General features: G+C 62.2%; 13 protein-coding genes. 10 read left to right on the plus strand and 3 right to left on the minus strand.

Annotated elements, in window-relative coordinates; genetic code table 11:
• The first annotated feature begins 28 nt into the window (after nt 1–28).
• The 6 genes from AB4O09_RS07225 to AB4O09_RS07250 all read left to right on the plus strand — a co-directional run bounded on the left by AB4O09_RS07225 (nt 29) and on the right by AB4O09_RS07250 (nt 5,164).
• The gene (locus AB4O09_RS07225; RefSeq protein WP_003205181.1) at nt 29–1,396 is read left to right on the plus strand and encodes a response regulator c-di-GMP phosphodiesterase, NosR family; all 1,368 of its coding nucleotides are present in this window, start codon (nt 29–31) and stop codon (nt 1,394–1,396) included.
• Nucleotides 1,397–1,601: 205 nt separating this feature from the next.
• Complete coding sequence (locus AB4O09_RS07230) at nt 1,602–1,730, plus strand: hypothetical protein (RefSeq protein WP_003205178.1); 129 nt, start codon at nt 1,602–1,604, stop codon at nt 1,728–1,730.
• A 931-nt stretch (nt 1,731–2,661) separates the two neighbouring features.
• Complete coding sequence (locus tag AB4O09_RS07235) at nt 2,662–2,994, plus strand: DUF6124 family protein (protein ID WP_003205177.1); 333 nt, start codon at nt 2,662–2,664, stop codon at nt 2,992–2,994.
• Nucleotides 2,995–3,536: 542 nt separating this feature from the next.
• Complete coding sequence (locus tag AB4O09_RS07240) at nt 3,537–3,953, plus strand: NUDIX hydrolase (RefSeq protein WP_003205175.1); 417 nt, start codon at nt 3,537–3,539, stop codon at nt 3,951–3,953.
• Nucleotides 3,954–3,977: 24 nt separating this feature from the next.
• Nucleotides 3,978–4,616, plus strand: coding sequence for a LysE family translocator (locus AB4O09_RS07245; RefSeq protein ID WP_003205173.1), 639 nt, complete (start codon nt 3,978–3,980; stop codon nt 4,614–4,616).
• Between the two features lie 2 nt (nt 4,617–4,618).
• Nucleotides 4,619–5,164, plus strand: coding sequence for a GNAT family N-acetyltransferase (locus tag AB4O09_RS07250; RefSeq protein WP_003205171.1), 546 nt, complete (start codon nt 4,619–4,621; stop codon nt 5,162–5,164).
• Between the two features lie 4 nt (nt 5,165–5,168).
• Here the strand turns inward: AB4O09_RS07250 and AB4O09_RS07255 are convergent, their stop codons facing one another.
• A complete protein-coding gene (locus tag AB4O09_RS07255; protein WP_039013834.1) occupies nt 5,169–6,416 on the minus strand; it encodes a hypothetical protein in 1,248 nt (415 codons plus the stop codon).
• 150 nt (nt 6,417–6,566) lie between these two features.
• Nucleotides 6,567–7,484 carry a transcriptional regulator MetR gene (gene metR / locus AB4O09_RS07260; RefSeq protein WP_058546066.1) on the minus strand — a complete coding sequence of 306 codons (918 nt, stop codon included), beginning with the start codon at nt 7,482–7,484 and terminating at the stop codon, nt 6,567–6,569.
• A 109-nt stretch (nt 7,485–7,593) separates the two neighbouring features.
• Here metR and metE point away from each other — a divergent pair, with 109 nt between their 5' ends.
• Complete coding sequence (gene metE / locus AB4O09_RS07265) at nt 7,594–9,906, plus strand: 5-methyltetrahydropteroyltriglutamate--homocysteine S-methyltransferase (protein ID WP_444758554.1); 2,313 nt, start codon at nt 7,594–7,596, stop codon at nt 9,904–9,906.
• A 344-nt stretch (nt 9,907–10,250) separates the two neighbouring features.
• Nucleotides 10,251–11,270, plus strand: coding sequence for an alpha/beta fold hydrolase (locus tag AB4O09_RS07270; protein ID WP_003205163.1), 1,020 nt, complete (start codon nt 10,251–10,253; stop codon nt 11,268–11,270).
• 133 nt (nt 11,271–11,403) lie between these two features.
• Here AB4O09_RS07270 and AB4O09_RS07275 read toward each other — a convergent pair whose 3' ends face one another.
• Complete coding sequence (locus AB4O09_RS07275) at nt 11,404–12,312, minus strand: LysR substrate-binding domain-containing protein (protein ID WP_003205161.1); 909 nt, start codon at nt 12,310–12,312, stop codon at nt 11,404–11,406.
• Nucleotides 12,313–12,472: 160 nt separating this feature from the next.
• Between AB4O09_RS07275 and AB4O09_RS07280 the strand changes: the two genes are divergently transcribed.
• On the plus strand, nt 12,473–14,110 hold the full coding sequence (locus AB4O09_RS07280; RefSeq protein ID WP_038856962.1) for a 5-guanidino-2-oxopentanoate decarboxylase: 1,638 nt from the start codon (nt 12,473–12,475) through the stop codon (nt 14,108–14,110).
• Complete coding sequence (locus tag AB4O09_RS07285; protein ID WP_460108056.1) at nt 14,107–15,555, plus strand: aldehyde dehydrogenase family protein; 1,449 nt, start codon at nt 14,107–14,109, stop codon at nt 15,553–15,555. Before AB4O09_RS07280 ends, AB4O09_RS07285 begins: the two co-directional genes overlap by 4 nt.
• Nucleotides 15,556–15,768: the final 213 nt, after the last annotated feature.

Here is a 15,768-nt window from a genome sequence, read left to right on the forward strand (position 1 = left end):
GGTTGTCGTGAATAGGAGGGGGTTTCAAATGGAAGATCAATCGCCGGATGTTCCGGTAAGAAAGCCAGCGGTGCTGTTGGTCGATGACGAAGAGTCGATCCTCAATAGCCTGCGTCGGTTATTGCGCAGCCAGCCGTACGAGATCCTGCTGGCCGACAGTGGCGCCAAGGCCCTGGAAATTCTCAAGGAGCGGCCGGTCGACCTGGTGATGACCGATGCGCGCATGCCGAACATGGATGGCGCCACATTGCTGGCCGAGATCCGCAAGCTGTACCCATCGACCTTGCGCATCCTGCTCACCGGTTATGCCGATGTGGATATGATGACCAAGGCCATCAACGAGGGGCAGCTCTATCGCTACCTCAGCAAGCCCTGGAACGATGAGGAACTGGTGCAGGCCTTGCGCCAGGCCCTGTCCCACCAGCATTCCGAAAGCGAGCGCCAGCGCCTCGAAGCGCTGAACCGCGAGCAGAACCAGCAACTCAAGACTCTTAACGCCACCCTGGAAAAACGCGTGGCGTCGCGCACCTCCGAGCTGCAGCAGACCGCCGACATGCTCGATTTGGCCTATGACGAGCTCAAGCGCAGTTATGTGACCAGCACCGAAGTGTTTTCGCTGATCGCCAACCTGCGCCTGCCCAAGGCCAAGCAGACCAACCGGCAGATCATCGAGTTGATCAGGGTCTATAGCCGGCTGCATTTCCTCGATGAGTCCACCGACCGCGACCTGACCATGGCCGCGGCGCTCTACAACATCGGCAAGCTGAGCTGGACCGACAACATGATGGTCACGCCCGCCGACTTGCTGCACCACAACGAACTGGATCTCTATCGGGCCTATCCGAAGCAGAGTGAGTCGCTGCTGATGACCCTGGACCCGATGAAGGACGCGGCGCGGATCATTCGCCATCACCAGGAGCGTTGGGACGGCAGCGGCTTCCCCGAGCACCTCAGGGGCGAGGCCATTCCGTTCGGTGCGCGGCTGTTGAAACTGGCGGTGGACTTCATCGAGCTGCAGCGCGGGTTGATCCTGGAGCGGCAGATGAACAGCGACGAAGCGCTGGTCTACATTCGCAAGTACGCTGGCAAGCTGTATGACCCGGATATGATCGAGGATTTCATCAAGGCGTGTGCCGAATACCTGGAAGACGTGACCCTGTCGGACCCGACGGTACAAGTCTCCACCACGCGCGAGTTGACCGCGGGGATGATTCTGGCGCGCAACCTCAATGCCGACAACGGTATGTTGCTGCTCAACGCCGGCAAAATCCTGAGCGGGCCGTTGATCGAAAAACTCATTGCCTTCGAATCGATGGAGGGTGCGCGGTACAGCGTGTTCGTCAAGATCCCCGAAGAGCAGGCCGACCCTGCGGCGCCGAAGCCGATTTTGGGGTGACTGGGGTCTGGGTTGGATTGGATTGGGTTGGGTACATATCCGTTGCTGCGGTAACGGCGGCTTAGGGTTCCGCCCTGACGGCGGGTCACTTTCGAAAAGCGCGAAAGTAACCAAAGCGCTCCTGCCCCACCACTCGGTGCCTCGCCTAGGCTCGGCATGCCCTCACTCCGGCATTGCTCCGTGGGCCCGCCGCGAAGGGCCATCCATGGCCCAGCGCGGCTATCCCGGCATCCATGCCGGGATGCCCACTCCACAATGCCTGCGTTCGGCCATCGTGGTTAACGGGGCGCCCGAGATCAAGATCAAGATCAAGATCAAAAGCGAGGCGGCCTGACAGCCGGCCTGGCTCTCTTGGTCGTACACCTGTCAGATCTGTGGGAGCAAAGCTTGCTCGCGAGGCGGCCTAGTAGCCGACCTGGCTCTCCTGGTCGTACACCTGTCAGATCTGTGGGAGCAAAGCTTGCTCGCGAGGCGGCCTAGTAGCCGACCTGGCTCTCTTGGTCGTACACCTGTCAGATCTGTGGGAGCAAAGCTTGCTCGCGAGGCGGCCTAGTAGCCGACCTGGCTCTCCTGGTCGTACACCTGTCAGATCTGTGGGAGCAAAGCTTGCTCGCGAGGCGGCCTAGTAGCCGACCTGGCTCTCCTGGTCGTACACCTGTCAGATCTGTGGGAGCAAAGCTTGCTCGCGAGGCGGCCTAGTAGCCGACCTGGCTCTCCTGGTCGTACACCTGTCAGATCTGTGGGAGCAAAGCTTGCTCGCGAGGCGGCCTAGTAGCCGACCTGGCTCTCTTGGTCGTACACCTGTCAGATCTGTGGGAGCAAAGCTTGCTCGCGAGGCGGCCTAGTAGCCGACCTGGCTCTCTTGGTCGTACACCTGTCAGATCTGTGGGAGCAAAGCTTGCTCGCGAGGCGGCCTGACAGCCGACCAGGATTGTGGGAATGGTCGGACAATCCTCCGGGTTGCAGCAGATTTTTCCGACGAACTCTGGCGGTTGCCGGGTGGGAAGGGCTGTCGCTAGTCTTTTCCCGTCGCTGCAAATTCAGCGGCCGGGCTTGGAAATCCGATAAGTAGACGGCGCGAAAGCGCCCTTCATGACGTATGCTTGCGGTCGTTTTTTGACCATGCTTTCGTTATGGCAGCTGTGCGCGGGAGACCTTCGGGTCTGTCGGGCTCGTTTACCCCGGTTTTCCAACCTGCGTACGGCTGCCACCCCTCGCTTGGAAACGAACGTCGCAGCTCCAACCTGTAGACGGAGTGTCACCCTATGTTCAAAGCCACACCCAATCCCCCCGAAACCGATCCCCAAGAACTCGATGAAGCCGCCAAGCGCGCCATCGACCATTATCTCGACCCCAAGCCTCAAGCCAAAAAGAAAAAGCCCTCAGGTCAACTGTTCACCGTCGTGGACGGTGTCGACACCGAAAGCCTGCTGGCCAACCTCAGCGAAACTTTGGCCTCAGCCGATGCCATGGTCAGCGACCTTGCCTTCGACCTTAAAGGCTCGCGACGCCATGTTGCCCTTGGCATTCAGCAACTGATCGAGCTGGGCGCTTTATTGGCGAATCGGATGCTGGACAACGTCAATACACAACCCTGACCACACCGCGCGCAGAAGCGAGAAGGCTCGCTTCCACAATTGGACCGGGGTACGACCGGGAGAGCCAGGTCGGCTGTCAGGCCGCCTCGCGAGCAAGCTTTGCTCCCACAGATCTGATGGTTCCCACAGATCTGATGAGGTGTACGACCGCAAGAGCCAGGCCGGCTACTAGGCCGCCTCGCGGCGGACGTTGATCTCGGCGCCCCGTTAACCGCGCTGGGCCATGGATGGCCCTTCGCGGTGGGCCCACGGAGCAATGCCTTCGTTCAGGCATGCCGAGCCTAGGCGAGGCACCGAGTGGTGGGGCAGGAGCGCTTTGGTTACTTTTGACTGGGTCGGCTTCCGGGCTTTTCAAAAGTGACCCGCCGTCAGGGCGGAACCCTAAGTCGCCGTGACCGCAGCAACGGATATACACACCAACCCCAATCGGTCGAAACTGACCACAGGAACTGCACTGATTTTTAGTCCAGCGCCAGGCTTTGCTCCCACCCCTACGCGTTGTAATCTCCCCGTCACTTTCCCGGCCAAGGCTTCGATCACCCATGACCACTTCCCTCATCCGCATCGCCGCCGCCCTGTTGCTCGGGCCGGACGGTCGAACCCTGCTGGTGCGCAAGCGCGGCACCCGGGCCTTCATGCAGCCGGGCGGCAAGATCGAGGCCCATGAACAGCCCGTGCAGGCGCTGGCCCGTGAGCTGGAGGAGGAGCTCGGGCTGCAGATCGACCCGGCACAGGCCCGTTACCTGGGCGTATTCAGCGCTCCGGCGGCCAACGAGCCGGGGTTTGTCGTGCAGGCCGAGGTGTTTTTGCTGAGCATCGACGCCCCGGTTTCGCCGGCTGCCGAAATTGAAGAGGTGTGCTGGATCGACCCGGCCGGCGACAGCAATCTTTTGCTGGCACCGTTGACAGGCGAGGTGATCCTGCCGTTTTATCGAGCGACACTTCTCGCTACCTGCTGATTCACGCCTCAAGGACTGACGCTCATGATTCCATTGCCGGACCTGTTGATTTTCGCCGCCGCCGCGTTGCTGATGGTACTGACGCCCGGCCCGAACATGATCTACCTGATCTCCCGTTCGATCTGCCAGGGCCGCAAGGCCGGCGTCACCTCCTTGCTGGGGGTGGTGGCGGGGTTCTTCGTGCACATGTTCGCCGCGGCCGCCGGGTTGACGGCGGTGTTCCTGGCGGTGCCTGTGGCCTATGAAGTATTGAAGTGGGCCGGTGCGCTGTACCTGTTGTGGCTCGCCTGGCAGGCCGTGAAGCCGGGCGCGCGTTCGCCCTTCGAGGCCCAGCAGTTGCCAGCGGACTCGACACGCAAGTTGATCACCATGGGTTTTCTCACCAGCGCCCTGAACCCCAAGATCGCGGTGTTCTATTTGTCGGTGTTTCCGCAGTTCATCAGCCCGGAACACGGTTCGCTGTTCACCCAGAGCATTATCCTGGGCCTGACCCAGATCAGCGTCAGTTTCAGCGTCAACCTGCTGATCGCCCTGTTCGCTGCAGGCATTGCCTCATGGTTCGTCCACAACCCGACCTGGCTGGCGGCGCAGCGCTACTTCATGGGGTTTGTCCTCGGTGCGCTGGCGTTGCGACTGATGCTTGAACAACGCAGGACGGCGTGAGCATGTGGATCGAACGGTTGGATGCCAGTCATGCCCTGGCCTACCGCGAGCTGATGCTTGAAGCCTACGATTGCCATCCGCAGGCGTTCACCTCCAGTGTGCGGGAGCGGGCAATGATGCCGTTGAGTTGGTGGGAGGGGCGATTGACCAGCAAGCTCGATGTGCTGCTGGGCGCGTTCGAAGCAGGCAAGTTGGCCGGCATCGTTGGCCTGGCCTTCGAAGCGCGGGAAAAGGCTCGCCACAAGGCAACACTGTTTGGCATGTATGTGTCGGCCGATTTTCGTCAGCACGGTTGGGGTCATGAGCTGGTGCAAGCAGCACTGGCCGAGGCGCAAAACCATCCTGCACTGAAACTCATCCAGCTCACCGTTACCGCCGGCAATGAGGCCGCCTTCAAGTTGTACCAGCGCTGCGGCTTCATCCAGTTCGGACTTGAACCTTTAGCGGTGCGGGTGGGCGAGGATTACTTCGACAAAATCCACATGTGGCGCCAGATATCGATGCCTGAGATCAAGTGCGAAGAGGTCGATTCGCCCCTGTCCCGATAATCGGTCAAGGGTATTTGATCTCTGGCCGTGGACCGGTATAGACGGGCAAATCGGATTCCTGCGCAGGCGCACTCATGCTTCCTGCTCCACTGTTCAATCGCACGATTCTTATGTTTCGTATGCCGAAATCGTTACCGTTACTGCCATCCTGGTCATTGTTTATATACATTCGTACCGTCCCTCTTTCGATGATGGTGAATACGATTGAAAACACGTACCAGACTCCATCCTTGGGGACATGGCGGGGAACGCCACGCCATTGCGGCATGCCGGTATCTGGGTAAAGGATCGGGTTGACCAGCCCCGGAATGTGGCTGTTGTCGGCAACATGGGTTCCTTCGAACGTGAATTGGTATTGCCCGGGAATGAACAGGAAGTCTTGATAGAGGATGACCCCGGCGAAGCCGTATGGGGTGCCTTGGTCGGTGAAGTTGAAAAACGCGTTTACTAATTGATGGTTCATGACGTGCTGACGGATAGATCCGGAACGAGCCGCCAGATAGGGAATCCAGCCGTTATAAGCGTCCGCCAGTGAAGTGTAGTGATCCTCCCATTCCACCGGTGCCGTGCCGATGATGATGGAGCTCGTCGTCGATACATTACTGTTGCCCAATTGATCAACTATCCGGGCGCTCACCGGATGCGTGCCGTCGCCGATCTGCTGAAGGTCAGCGGCCGTCAACGTGTAAGTGATTGGGTTGGCGGGATGAACATAGGGAATCGTTTTACTCCAAGTCCCCACGGTCAGTGTCACCCCATCATATTCGCGCGGGTAGCTGCGGGTTAACGTAAACGTGCCTGGCTGTGCGGGGTTGGCGCTGGCCGGATGGCTGACGGTGATCTCGGATGGCGGGTAATGAAACAGCAGGTCCAGGATCGGGAGCGAGTCATCGTGATTCTGGCTGACCCGAGTCACTCGGTAAAACATTGTATTTGCGCCGTTCACCAGCCATCCCCATGGCAATTCCATGTCTATGCGGTCGTTCTCCTCGCCCACCTTGATGATCTTGATCACTGATGTCGGTTGGCCATTGACCCACAGCTCCACGGAATCATCGATGGCCAGTGGTTTAGAGAGTGTCTTGAGCGGATCAATCACCATGTACAGGCGGATGGACGGCGAGTGAATGGTCAGGGGAATGCCGCCGTGGTAGGTCCCTGTCGGCAGCACGGGTGTCTTCCATCCTGGAATGTACATGGGCCACAGCTCAAGAGCTGCGTCGGCCTGCGATGAGTTGCGGAGGCTGTTCATCTTTTTCTCCTCGGCTGCGGTGCCTGAACTGATTCGGGACAGACACCATCAGAGCGCGAAAGGAGAAGAGTGTCGCCTGTCAGATCTGACAGGCGAGTGCGAGATCAAGACGGATGGTCATTTTGCACACCGAGTGAAACCCCCTGTGCTTCAGCGCACGGCACTGACGCCGTCGAGTGTGGAGAACGACGTGTCCTTGGCCGTCAGCAAAAAGTCGCGCATGTACGGCGCGTCGAGCATGTCGGTGCGCACCGCCGCATACAGCGTGGCAAACAAGCCTTTCTCTCCCAGCCGCTTGGCTTTCACGTAGCCCCGCGAGCTGTATTCATGCAGGGCCCAGTGCGGCATGCCGCAGACGCCGCGACCGCTGGCCACCAGTTGCATCATCATCACCGTCAGTTCAGAGGTGCGTACCTGGGCCGGTTCGATGTCGGCCGGTTCCAGGAAGCGGGTGAAGATGTCCAGCCGGTCGCGCTCCACCGGGTAGGTGATCAGGGTTTCGCTGATCAGGTCCTCGGGCACGATGTAGGGCTTGCCCGCCAGTCGATGCTGGTTGGCCACGGCGAGCATCGCTTCGTAGGTGAATAGCGGCACGTAGGTGATGCCGGCCAGTTCCAGCGGGTCGGAGGTCACCACCAGGTCGAGGTCGCCCCGGGCCAGGGCTGGCAACGGCGCGAAGGCGAAGCCCGAGGCCAGGTCCAGTTCGACTTCCGGCCAGGCATCGCGGAACTGATCGATGGTCGGCATCAACCACTGGAAGCAGCTATGGCACTCGATGGCCATGTGCAGCCGTCCGGCGGTGCCGCCCGCCAGGCGGGCGATATCCCGTTCGGCGCCGCGCAGCAAGGGCAGGGCGGCATCGGCCAGTTGCAACAGGCGCAGGCCGGCGCTGGTGAACCGTACCGGCTTGGTCTTGCGCACGAACAACTGCATGCCCAGGCGCTCTTCCAGTTCCTTGAACTGGTGGGAGAGAGCGGACTGGGTCAGGTGCAGGCGTTCGGCGGCTTCGACCAGGCTGTCGGCTTCGCGCAGGGCGTGCAGGGTCTTGAGGTGACGGAGTTCAAGCACCGGAGTTGCTCCATGAGTAAAACTTGTGATCAACACGAAAAGGTTGAGTTTGTCTCATGTAGGGTCAGCTGTCGACAATGGCGCCATCTTTTACAGGAGGACGCACACCATGGCCCTGGCCCACACCCTCGGTTTTCCCCGCATCGGCGCCGACCGCGAACTGAAAAAAGCCCTCGAAGCCTACTGGAAAGGTGACCTGGCCCCGGCCGCGTTGCAGGCGGTGGGTCGCGAACTGCGGGCCCGGCACTGGCAATTGCAGAAAGACGCCGGCATCGACCTGCTGCCCGTCGGCGACTTTGCCTGGTACGACCAGGTGCTCAGCCACTCCTTGACCCTGGGCGCGGTTCCACAGCGTTTCCACAGCACCTTGAATGCCCAGGGCCGGCCGACCCTCGACACCCTGTTCGCCATGGCCCGTGGCGCCACGGCCAGTTGCTGCGGTGCCGACCACGGCCAGGCGCAATACGCCCAGGAGCTGACCAAGTGGTTCGACACCAACTACCACTACCTGGTCCCGGAGTTTTCCGCCGACCAGACCTTCGCCCTGAGCTGGGAACAGTTGTTCGATGAAGTGGACGAGGCTCATGCCTTGGGCCATCAGGTCAAACCGGTGATCATCGGCCCGTTGACCTACTTGTGGCTGGGCAAGGCCAAGGGCGAGGCGTTCGACAAGCTCGACCTGCTGGAGCGCCTGCTGCCGGTCTACGGGGAAATCCTCAACCGCCTCAAGGCCCAGGGCGTGGAATGGGTGCAGATCGACGAACCGATCCTCACCCTCGATCTGCCTCAAGCCTGGAAGAGCGCTTTCGAGCGGGCTTATCACATCCTCCAGTACTCGCCGCTGAAAAAACTCGTGGCCACCTATTTCAGTGGCCTGCAAGACAACCTCGGCCTGGCGGTGAGCCTGCCGGTGGATGGCTTGCACATCGACGCGGTACGTGATCCGGAACAACTGGGCCAGGTGCTGGACCGCCTGCCGACCTACAAGATTCTTTCGGTGGGCCTGGTCAACGGGCGCAACGTCTGGCGCTGCGAACTGGAACAGGCGCTGGCGCAGTTGCAACCGGCCCAGGAGCGCTTTGGCGACAACCTCTGGGTCAGCACCTCGTGCTCGCTGCTGCACAGCCCGGTGGACCTGGAGCGTGAAGACCGCCTCGATCCGGAACTCAAGAGCTGGCTCGCCTTTGCCGTGCAGAAATGCGGTGAAGTCGCGGTGCTGCGTGATGCCCTGAACGATCCCCAGGCCCCCGCTGTGCAGCAGGCCTTGGCCGACAGCCGCCAGGTGCAGGCCAGTCGCGCCAGCTCGGCACGCATTCACAAACCCGCGGTCCAGGCGCGCCTGGCGGCAGTCGGGCCGCAGGACAGTCAGCGACGTTCGCCGTTTGCCAAGCGCATCGAACGCCAGCGCGCCCGACTGAAACTGCCGGCCTTTCCCACCACCACCATCGGTTCCTTCCCGCAGACCCCGGCCATTCGCCTGGCACGCCAGGCCTACAAGCAAGGCAAGCTGTCGGCCAACGACTATCAGGACGCCATGCACACCGAGATCCGCCATGCCGTGCAGATCCAGGAGCGCCTGGGCCTGGACGTGCTGGTGCACGGTGAAGCCGAGCGCAACGACATGGTGGAATACTTTGCCGAGCAACTGGACGGCTACGTCTTCACCCGTTTCGGTTGGGTGCAGAGCTACGGTTCGCGCTGCGTGAAACCGGCGATCATCTATGGCGACATCAGTCGGCCGAGCGCCATGACCGTCGACTGGATCCGCTACGCGCAAAGCCTGACCGACAAGGTCATGAAAGGCATGCTCACCGGCCCCGTGACCATGCTGATGTGGTCGTTCCCCCGCGAAGACGTGTCGCGCCAGGTCCAGGCGCAACAACTGGCCCTGGCCCTGCGGGACGAAGTGCTGGACCTGGAAAAGGCCGGGATCAAGATTGTGCAGATCGACGAGGCGGCGTTCCGCGAAGGGTTGCCGCTGCGTCACGGGCAATGGCAGGAGTACCTGGATTGGGCGGTTGACGCGTTCCGTTTGTGCGCGTCGGGGGTGGGCGACGAAACCCAGATCCATACCCACATGTGCTACAGCGAATTCAATGATGTGATCAAGGCCATCGCCGACATGGACGCCGATGTCATCACCATCGAGACTTCGCGTTCGGACATGGAGTTGCTGGAGGCTTTCGAGGCGTTCGACTACCCGAACGACATCGGCCCGGGCGTCTACGACATCCACTCGCCACGGGTGCCGGACACGGCTGAGATGGTTGCGCTGATGAGCAAGGCGGTAAAACGGATCGCCGCCGAGCGGCTGTGGATCAACCCCGACTGCGGGTTGAAAACCCGGGGCTGGCCGGAAACGGAAGCGGCACTGGTGAACATGGTGGCGGCGGCGCGGCAGTTGCGTAGCCAGCTGGCCTGAAGCTGACGCCTGGGCGGGTACCTGTGGGAGCAAAGCTTGCTCGCGATGAAGCCAGCGCGATTTCTCTGGAATCGAGGTGCCTGTATCGCGAGCAAGCTTTGCTCCCACAGATACATCCTTACCCACAGATACATCCTTACCCACAGATACATCCTTACCCACAGATACATCCTTACCCACAGATACATCCTTACCCACAGATACATCCTTACCCACAGATATATCCTTCGCGCAGGCAACCATTCGGCAATCTTCATCAAACTGTCACGCAACTGTGGCAGCGCGCTTGAACAAACTTCATCAGACTCGCGCTCTACTGGGGTTCTGCGTTTCGGTGTTTCTTCATGCGTGTATTCATTTTCCTGGCCGCGTTGTTTTTCGGCCTGCCGTCGATGGCGGCTTCTCGGTGTGACATCAATGTTGCGACCCAACGGGTCGATCTGGATCAGGTGAGCCTGGCCTACCAGAGCGTTGGCCGTGCTTCGGATCCGGCGCTGTTGCTGGTGATGGGCCTGGGTGGGCAGTTGATCCATTGGCCGGACGAAGTGGTGGTCGCCCTGTGCGAGCAGGGTTTCCGGGTGATTCGCTACGACAACCGCGACGTCGGCCTGTCCACCTGGCGCCAGGCTCCCGGCAGCGCCAACCTGACCTTCGAAGCCCTGCGCTACAAACTCGGCTTGCCCGTGGCCGCGCCTTATACCTTGACCGACATGGCCGATGATGGGCTGGGGCTGATGGACGCCTTGCAGGTGCAAAGCTTCCATGTGTTGGGCGTGAGCATGGGCGGGATGATCGCCCAGCACATGGCCGCCATGGCGCCGCAGCGGGTCGAAAGCTTGACCCTGATCATGACCAGTTCCGGTGCCGAAGGCTTGCCCGCACCCAGCGCCGCGCTGGTGCAGTTGCTGTCGCGGCGCAGTGCGCCGAATCGCGAAGCGGCCCTGCAGCAGCAGGCCGATCTGCTGGCCGCGTTGGGCAGCCCGATGGTGGTGGATGATCGCCAGGCATTGCTGCATCAGGCCGCCGTGGCCTATGACCGGGCCTTCAACCCCGAAGGCGTGAAGCGCCAGATCATGGCGATCATGGCCGAGCCGAGTCGGGTTACGCTGCTCAATCAACTGCGGGTGCCGACCCTGGTGGTCCACGGCACCGCCGACCCTTTGCTGCCGGTGATGCACGGCGTGCATCTGGCGGCGCACATCCAAGGCAGCCAGTTGAAGTTGATCCCGGGCCTGGCCCATCGTTTCCAGGAGGCATTCAAGGCGCCGTTGCTGGGGGCCGTGTTGCCGTATCTGCAGCAGCACCGTGAAGACACGTCGCACTGGGCGCAGATCGAGCCGGTGCAGGCGCCTAATCTGCTCTGATCTTGATCGTTCCCACGCTCTGCGTGGGAATGCATCCCGTGACGCTCCGCGTCACCTTCCAGAAGCGGAACGCGGAGCGTCCCTGGCGGCATTCCCACGCAGGAGCGTGGGAATGATCAGGACCGCGTCGCCTTCATCGCGGGCAAGCCTTGCTCCCACAGGACCGCGCCTGGGCCTGCTCCACCAACCACCCCATCAATTCCTGCAACGGCCCCGACACTTGGGGTTTGTGCGGGTGTACCAGGTGATAACCCAGCCCGGTCTTGACCTTCAGTTCGAACGGCATCACCAGCCGGCCGGCGCTCAGGTCGTCGCCGATCAGCGACCAGTCGCCAATCGCCACGCCAGTGCCTTGGGAAGCCATGGACATCGCCAGGTCCAGGGTTTCGAAATGCTGGCCCTTGCTGACATTGCTCAAGTGCACATCGGCCGCCGCCAGCCAGGCGTTCCAGTCGCGCTCGTCACGGGTGGGGTGCAACAGCAGGTGTTGTTGCAGGTCGGCGGGTTCACGCAGCGGCACCGGGCCTTCCAGGATCGGGCGAGAGCAGACGGGCGTCAGTTGTTCATCGAACAGATGCACGCACGCCAGCGAGGCGTCAGGTGGTGGGCCATAGACCACCGCGGCGTCGAAGGCTTCGCGCTGGAAGTCCACGCCGTGCCTGACCGTGGTGGTCAGTTCCACCGGCACGTCCGGCCGTTCCTTCTGCCATTGCAACAGGCGCGGCAGCAGCCAGCGCATCACGCAGGTCGGAGCCTTGAGTTGCAGGGTCTGGCGTTTTTCGCCGACCTGCTCGACCGCTTCGCCGATCAGGCTGAACACCTGCTGCACTCGGGGTAGCCACGCCTGGCCTTCGGCGGTCAGGCTCAGGCCGCGTGCCTGGCGCTGGAACAGCGCATAACCCAGATGATCTTCCAACCCGGCGATCTGCCGGCTCACCGCGCCCTGGGTGATGTGCAGTTGTTCGGCGGCCCGGGTGAAGTTGCAGCATTGGGCCGTGATCAGAAACGTGTGCAGCGCCGGCAGCGGGGGAAGTCGTTTCATTTCGGATCCAAGCCATGACGTGAGGACATGGCTAGTATGACTTTTTATCCATTGTTGCCGCTATGGTCGGACCGTTCCAATAACGCCATTCCCAAGACAAAAAAGGGTCCCGCCGCAGGCTGTGCGAGGCCCTTTACACGACAAGAAAAAGGCAATGGCAATGGCGACGTGCGGCGAAGTATTGGTCAAGTTACTCCAAGCGTATGGCGTGGAGCAGGTGTTCGGCATTCCTGGCGTGCACACCGTCGAGTTGTACCGCGGGCTGGCCCGTTCCAGCATCCGCCATGTGACCCCGCGTCATGAACAGGGCGCAGGCTTCATGGCCGATGGTTACGCCCGGGTCAGCGGCAAGCCCGGCGTGTGTTTCATCATCACCGGCCCCGGCATGACCAACATCACCACCGCCATGGGCCAGGCCTACGCCGATTCGATCCCGATGCTGGTGATCTCCAGCGTGCAGTCGCGCAGCCAGTTGGGCGGCGGGCGCGGCAAGTTGCATGAACTGCCGAACCAGGCTGCATTGGTGGGTGGGGTGGCGGCGTTTTCCCACACGCTGATGTCCGCCGCTGAATTGCCCGGCGTGCTGGCTCGGGCGTTCGCCGTGTTCCAGGCTGGACGCCCGCGGCCGGTGCACATCGAAATTCCGTTGGACGTGCTGGTCGAAGACGCCGATGCCCTGCTCGCCAGCGTGCCGGTGAACATCAACCGCGCCGGTGCCGCACCGAGTGCCGTGGCGCAAATGGCGGCAAAGCTGGCATCGGCCAAGCGGCCATTGATCCTGGCCGGCGGCGGCGCCCTCGACGCGGCGGCCGAATTGACCGAACTGGCCGAACGTCTCGGCGCGCCAGTGGCGTTGACCATCAATGCCAAGGGCCTGTTGCCGTCCCGGCATCCGTTGCTGATCGGCTCCACCCAGAGCCTGGTCGCCACCCGCGCGTTGGTGGCCGAGGCGGATGTGGTGCTGGCCATCGGCACCGAGCTGGCCGAGACCGACTACGACATTACCTTCGCCGGCGGCTTCGAGATCCCCGGTGCGCTGCTGCGCATCGACATCGACCCGGACCAGACCGTGCGCAACTACCCGCCGCACCTGGCGCTGGTGGCCGACGCCCGCGTCGCCGCCCGGGCCGTGCTCGACGCCTTGAGCCAGCACCCCTTGGCCGAGCGCCGTGACGATTGGGGCGCGACGCGTGCCGCCCGGTTGCGCGCGGATCTTCAAGGCAGTTGGGACGCGGCGACCCGTGCCCAGACCTTGTTTCTCGACACCGTCTTGCAAGCGCTGCCGGAGGCGGTGTTCGTCGGCGATTCGACCCAACCGGTGTACACCGGCAACCTGACCTTCAACCCGGAGCAGCCACGCCGCTGGTTCAATTCATCCACCGGCTACGGCACCCTCGGCTACGCCTTGCCAGCGGCCATTGGTGCCTGGCTAGGTGGCAAGGACCGGGGCCACGGTCGCCCGCCGGTGGTGTGTTTGATTGGCGACGGCGGGTTGCAGTTCACCCTGCCGGAACTGGCCAGCGCCGTGGAGGCGCGCACGCCGGTGATCGTGCTGCTGTGGAATAACCAGGGCTACGAAGAGATCAAGAAATACATGGTCAACCGCGCCATCGAACCGGTGGGCGTGGACATATACACCCCGGATTTCATCGGCGTCGCCAAGGCCTTGGGCTGCGCTGCCGAAGCCATCGACGGCGTGGCGCAACTGCACGCCGCGTTGCTCGCCGCTTGCGACCGGCAGGGCCCGACGCTGATCGAAATCGACCAGGCAACCTGGATGGCGCAGGTGTCGAAATGAATTTCCCTACGACGCAAGACGGGCTGTACATCAACGGTGAGTGGTTGGCCGGCGATCAACCGCTGCGGGTGATCAACCCGGCGACCGAAGCGCTGCTGACCACCGTTTATGGCGGCGACGAGGGCGCTGTCGATCAGGCGTTGAACGCGGCGACCCAGGCTTTCACGCACTGGTCGAACACCACCGGCGCCGAGCGTGGCGCGATTCTGCGCCGGATTGCCGCTGGCGTGCGGGACGCTCGTGAACGGTTGATGCACCTGCAATCGAGCAACAACGGCAAACCGCTGTTCGAAGCGGCCATCGATGTCGACGATGTGGTCGCCACCTTCGAGTATTACGCCGAGTTGGCCGAAGGCCTGGACGCCCGGCAAGACAGCCCGCTGGCGTTGCCCAGTGCTGATTTCAGCGCACGCCTGCGCCGCGAACCCTGCGGCGTGGTCGGCCTGATCGTGCCGTGGAATTTCCCGATGGTCACCACGGCCTGGAAACTCGCCCCGGCGTTGGCTGCCGGCTGCTGCGTGGTGCTCAAGCCCTCGGAGGTCACGCCGTTGCCGGAGCTGGAGCTGACCTCGATCATCGCCGGATGCCGATTGCCTGACGGCGTGTTCAACCTGGTCTGCGGTACGGGCCTGGCAGTTGGGGCGCCATTGTCGGCGGACCCGCGCGTGGCAAAGATTTCCTTCACCGGCAGCAATGCGGTGGGTGTGCAGGTGATGCAACGGGCGGCGGAAACGGTGAAGGGCGTGAGCCTGGAACTGGGCGGCAAATCGTCCCTGCTGGTGCTGGCCGATGCCGACCTGGACCTGGCGGTGGAGCTGGCCTGCGGTGGTGGTTTCTTCAATGCCGGGCAGATGTGTTCGGCCACCAGTCGTGTGTTGGTCGCCGATGAACTGGCCGATGAATTCCTGCAACGGCTCAAGACCCGCGCCGAGGCGATCCGCGTGGCCGACCCGTTCGACCCGGATGTGGAGATGGGCGCGCTGGTGAACCAGGCGCAATACCAGCGGGTGCTGGGGCACATCGACCGTGGCTTGAGCGCCGCAGCGACGCTGGTGTGCGGTGGGCAGCGACCCGCGCATCTGCCGCGCGGCTTTTTTTTACAGCCGACAATCTTCACCGACGTGCCCCTGGACAGTGCGTTGTGGTGCAAAGAGATCTTCGGGCCTGTGTTGTGCGTGCGCCGTTTCAGCACCCCGGCGCAGGCGATCGCCCTGGCCAACGACAGCCGTTTCGGCCTGGTGGCCAGCGTGGTCAGCCGTGATACGGCGGCTGCCGAAGAGGTGGCCAACGCTTTGCAGGCAGGGCTGGTGTGGATCAACGCGCCGCAGGTGATTTTCCCCCAGGCGGCGTGGGGCGGTTACAAACAGAGCAGTCTCGGCCGCGAATTGGGGCCCTGGGGATTGGCCGCGTTTCAGGAAATCAAGCATGTGATCCGGGCGGTCTGACGGCACGTTATCAGGTCACGCATGCCTCGAAAAAAGGCATGCGCCAGGAACATGGCTCCAATGAGTTTTTTTCGATAGTCAGGGATTTTGCACAACCTCAGGATGGCCGCAGACGGCGGTGAAGCCCTTGTTGTACGGGGCTTTGCTCGACGTCGAACGGTGCGGGCGCAACGGTTTTTACCCACCTCATACTTAAAAGAATAAAGGGAGTCC

It is taken from the genome of Pseudomonas sp. H1_F01 (assembly GCF_054681425.1).

What these genes read in the sequence shown, in the direction of transcription:
- AB4O09_RS07255 (WP_039013834.1), bottom strand. Translation starts at nt 6,416, where the DNA reads ATGAACAGCCTCCGCAACTCATCGCAGGCCGACGCAGCTCTTGAGCTG.
- metE (WP_444758554.1), top strand. Translation starts at nt 7,594, where the DNA reads ATGGCCCTGGCCCACACCCTCGGTTTTCCCCGCATCGGCGCCGACCGC.
- AB4O09_RS07250 (WP_003205171.1), top strand. Translation starts at nt 4,619, where the DNA reads ATGTGGATCGAACGGTTGGATGCCAGTCATGCCCTGGCCTACCGCGAG.
- AB4O09_RS07225 (WP_003205181.1), top strand. Translation starts at nt 29, where the DNA reads ATGGAAGATCAATCGCCGGATGTTCCGGTAAGAAAGCCAGCGGTGCTG.
- AB4O09_RS07280 (WP_038856962.1), top strand. Translation starts at nt 12,473, where the DNA reads ATGGCGACGTGCGGCGAAGTATTGGTCAAGTTACTCCAAGCGTATGGC.
- AB4O09_RS07275 (WP_003205161.1), bottom strand. Translation starts at nt 12,312, where the DNA reads ATGAAACGACTTCCCCCGCTGCCGGCGCTGCACACGTTTCTGATCACG.
- AB4O09_RS07245 (WP_003205173.1), top strand. Translation starts at nt 3,978, where the DNA reads ATGATTCCATTGCCGGACCTGTTGATTTTCGCCGCCGCCGCGTTGCTG.
- AB4O09_RS07235 (WP_003205177.1), top strand. Translation starts at nt 2,662, where the DNA reads ATGTTCAAAGCCACACCCAATCCCCCCGAAACCGATCCCCAAGAACTC.
- AB4O09_RS07230 (WP_003205178.1), top strand. Translation starts at nt 1,602, where the DNA reads ATGGCCCAGCGCGGCTATCCCGGCATCCATGCCGGGATGCCCACTCCA.
- AB4O09_RS07240 (WP_003205175.1), top strand. Translation starts at nt 3,537, where the DNA reads ATGACCACTTCCCTCATCCGCATCGCCGCCGCCCTGTTGCTCGGGCCG.
- AB4O09_RS07285 (WP_460108056.1), top strand. Translation starts at nt 14,107, where the DNA reads ATGAATTTCCCTACGACGCAAGACGGGCTGTACATCAACGGTGAGTGG.
- AB4O09_RS07270 (WP_003205163.1), top strand. Translation starts at nt 10,251, where the DNA reads ATGCGTGTATTCATTTTCCTGGCCGCGTTGTTTTTCGGCCTGCCGTCG.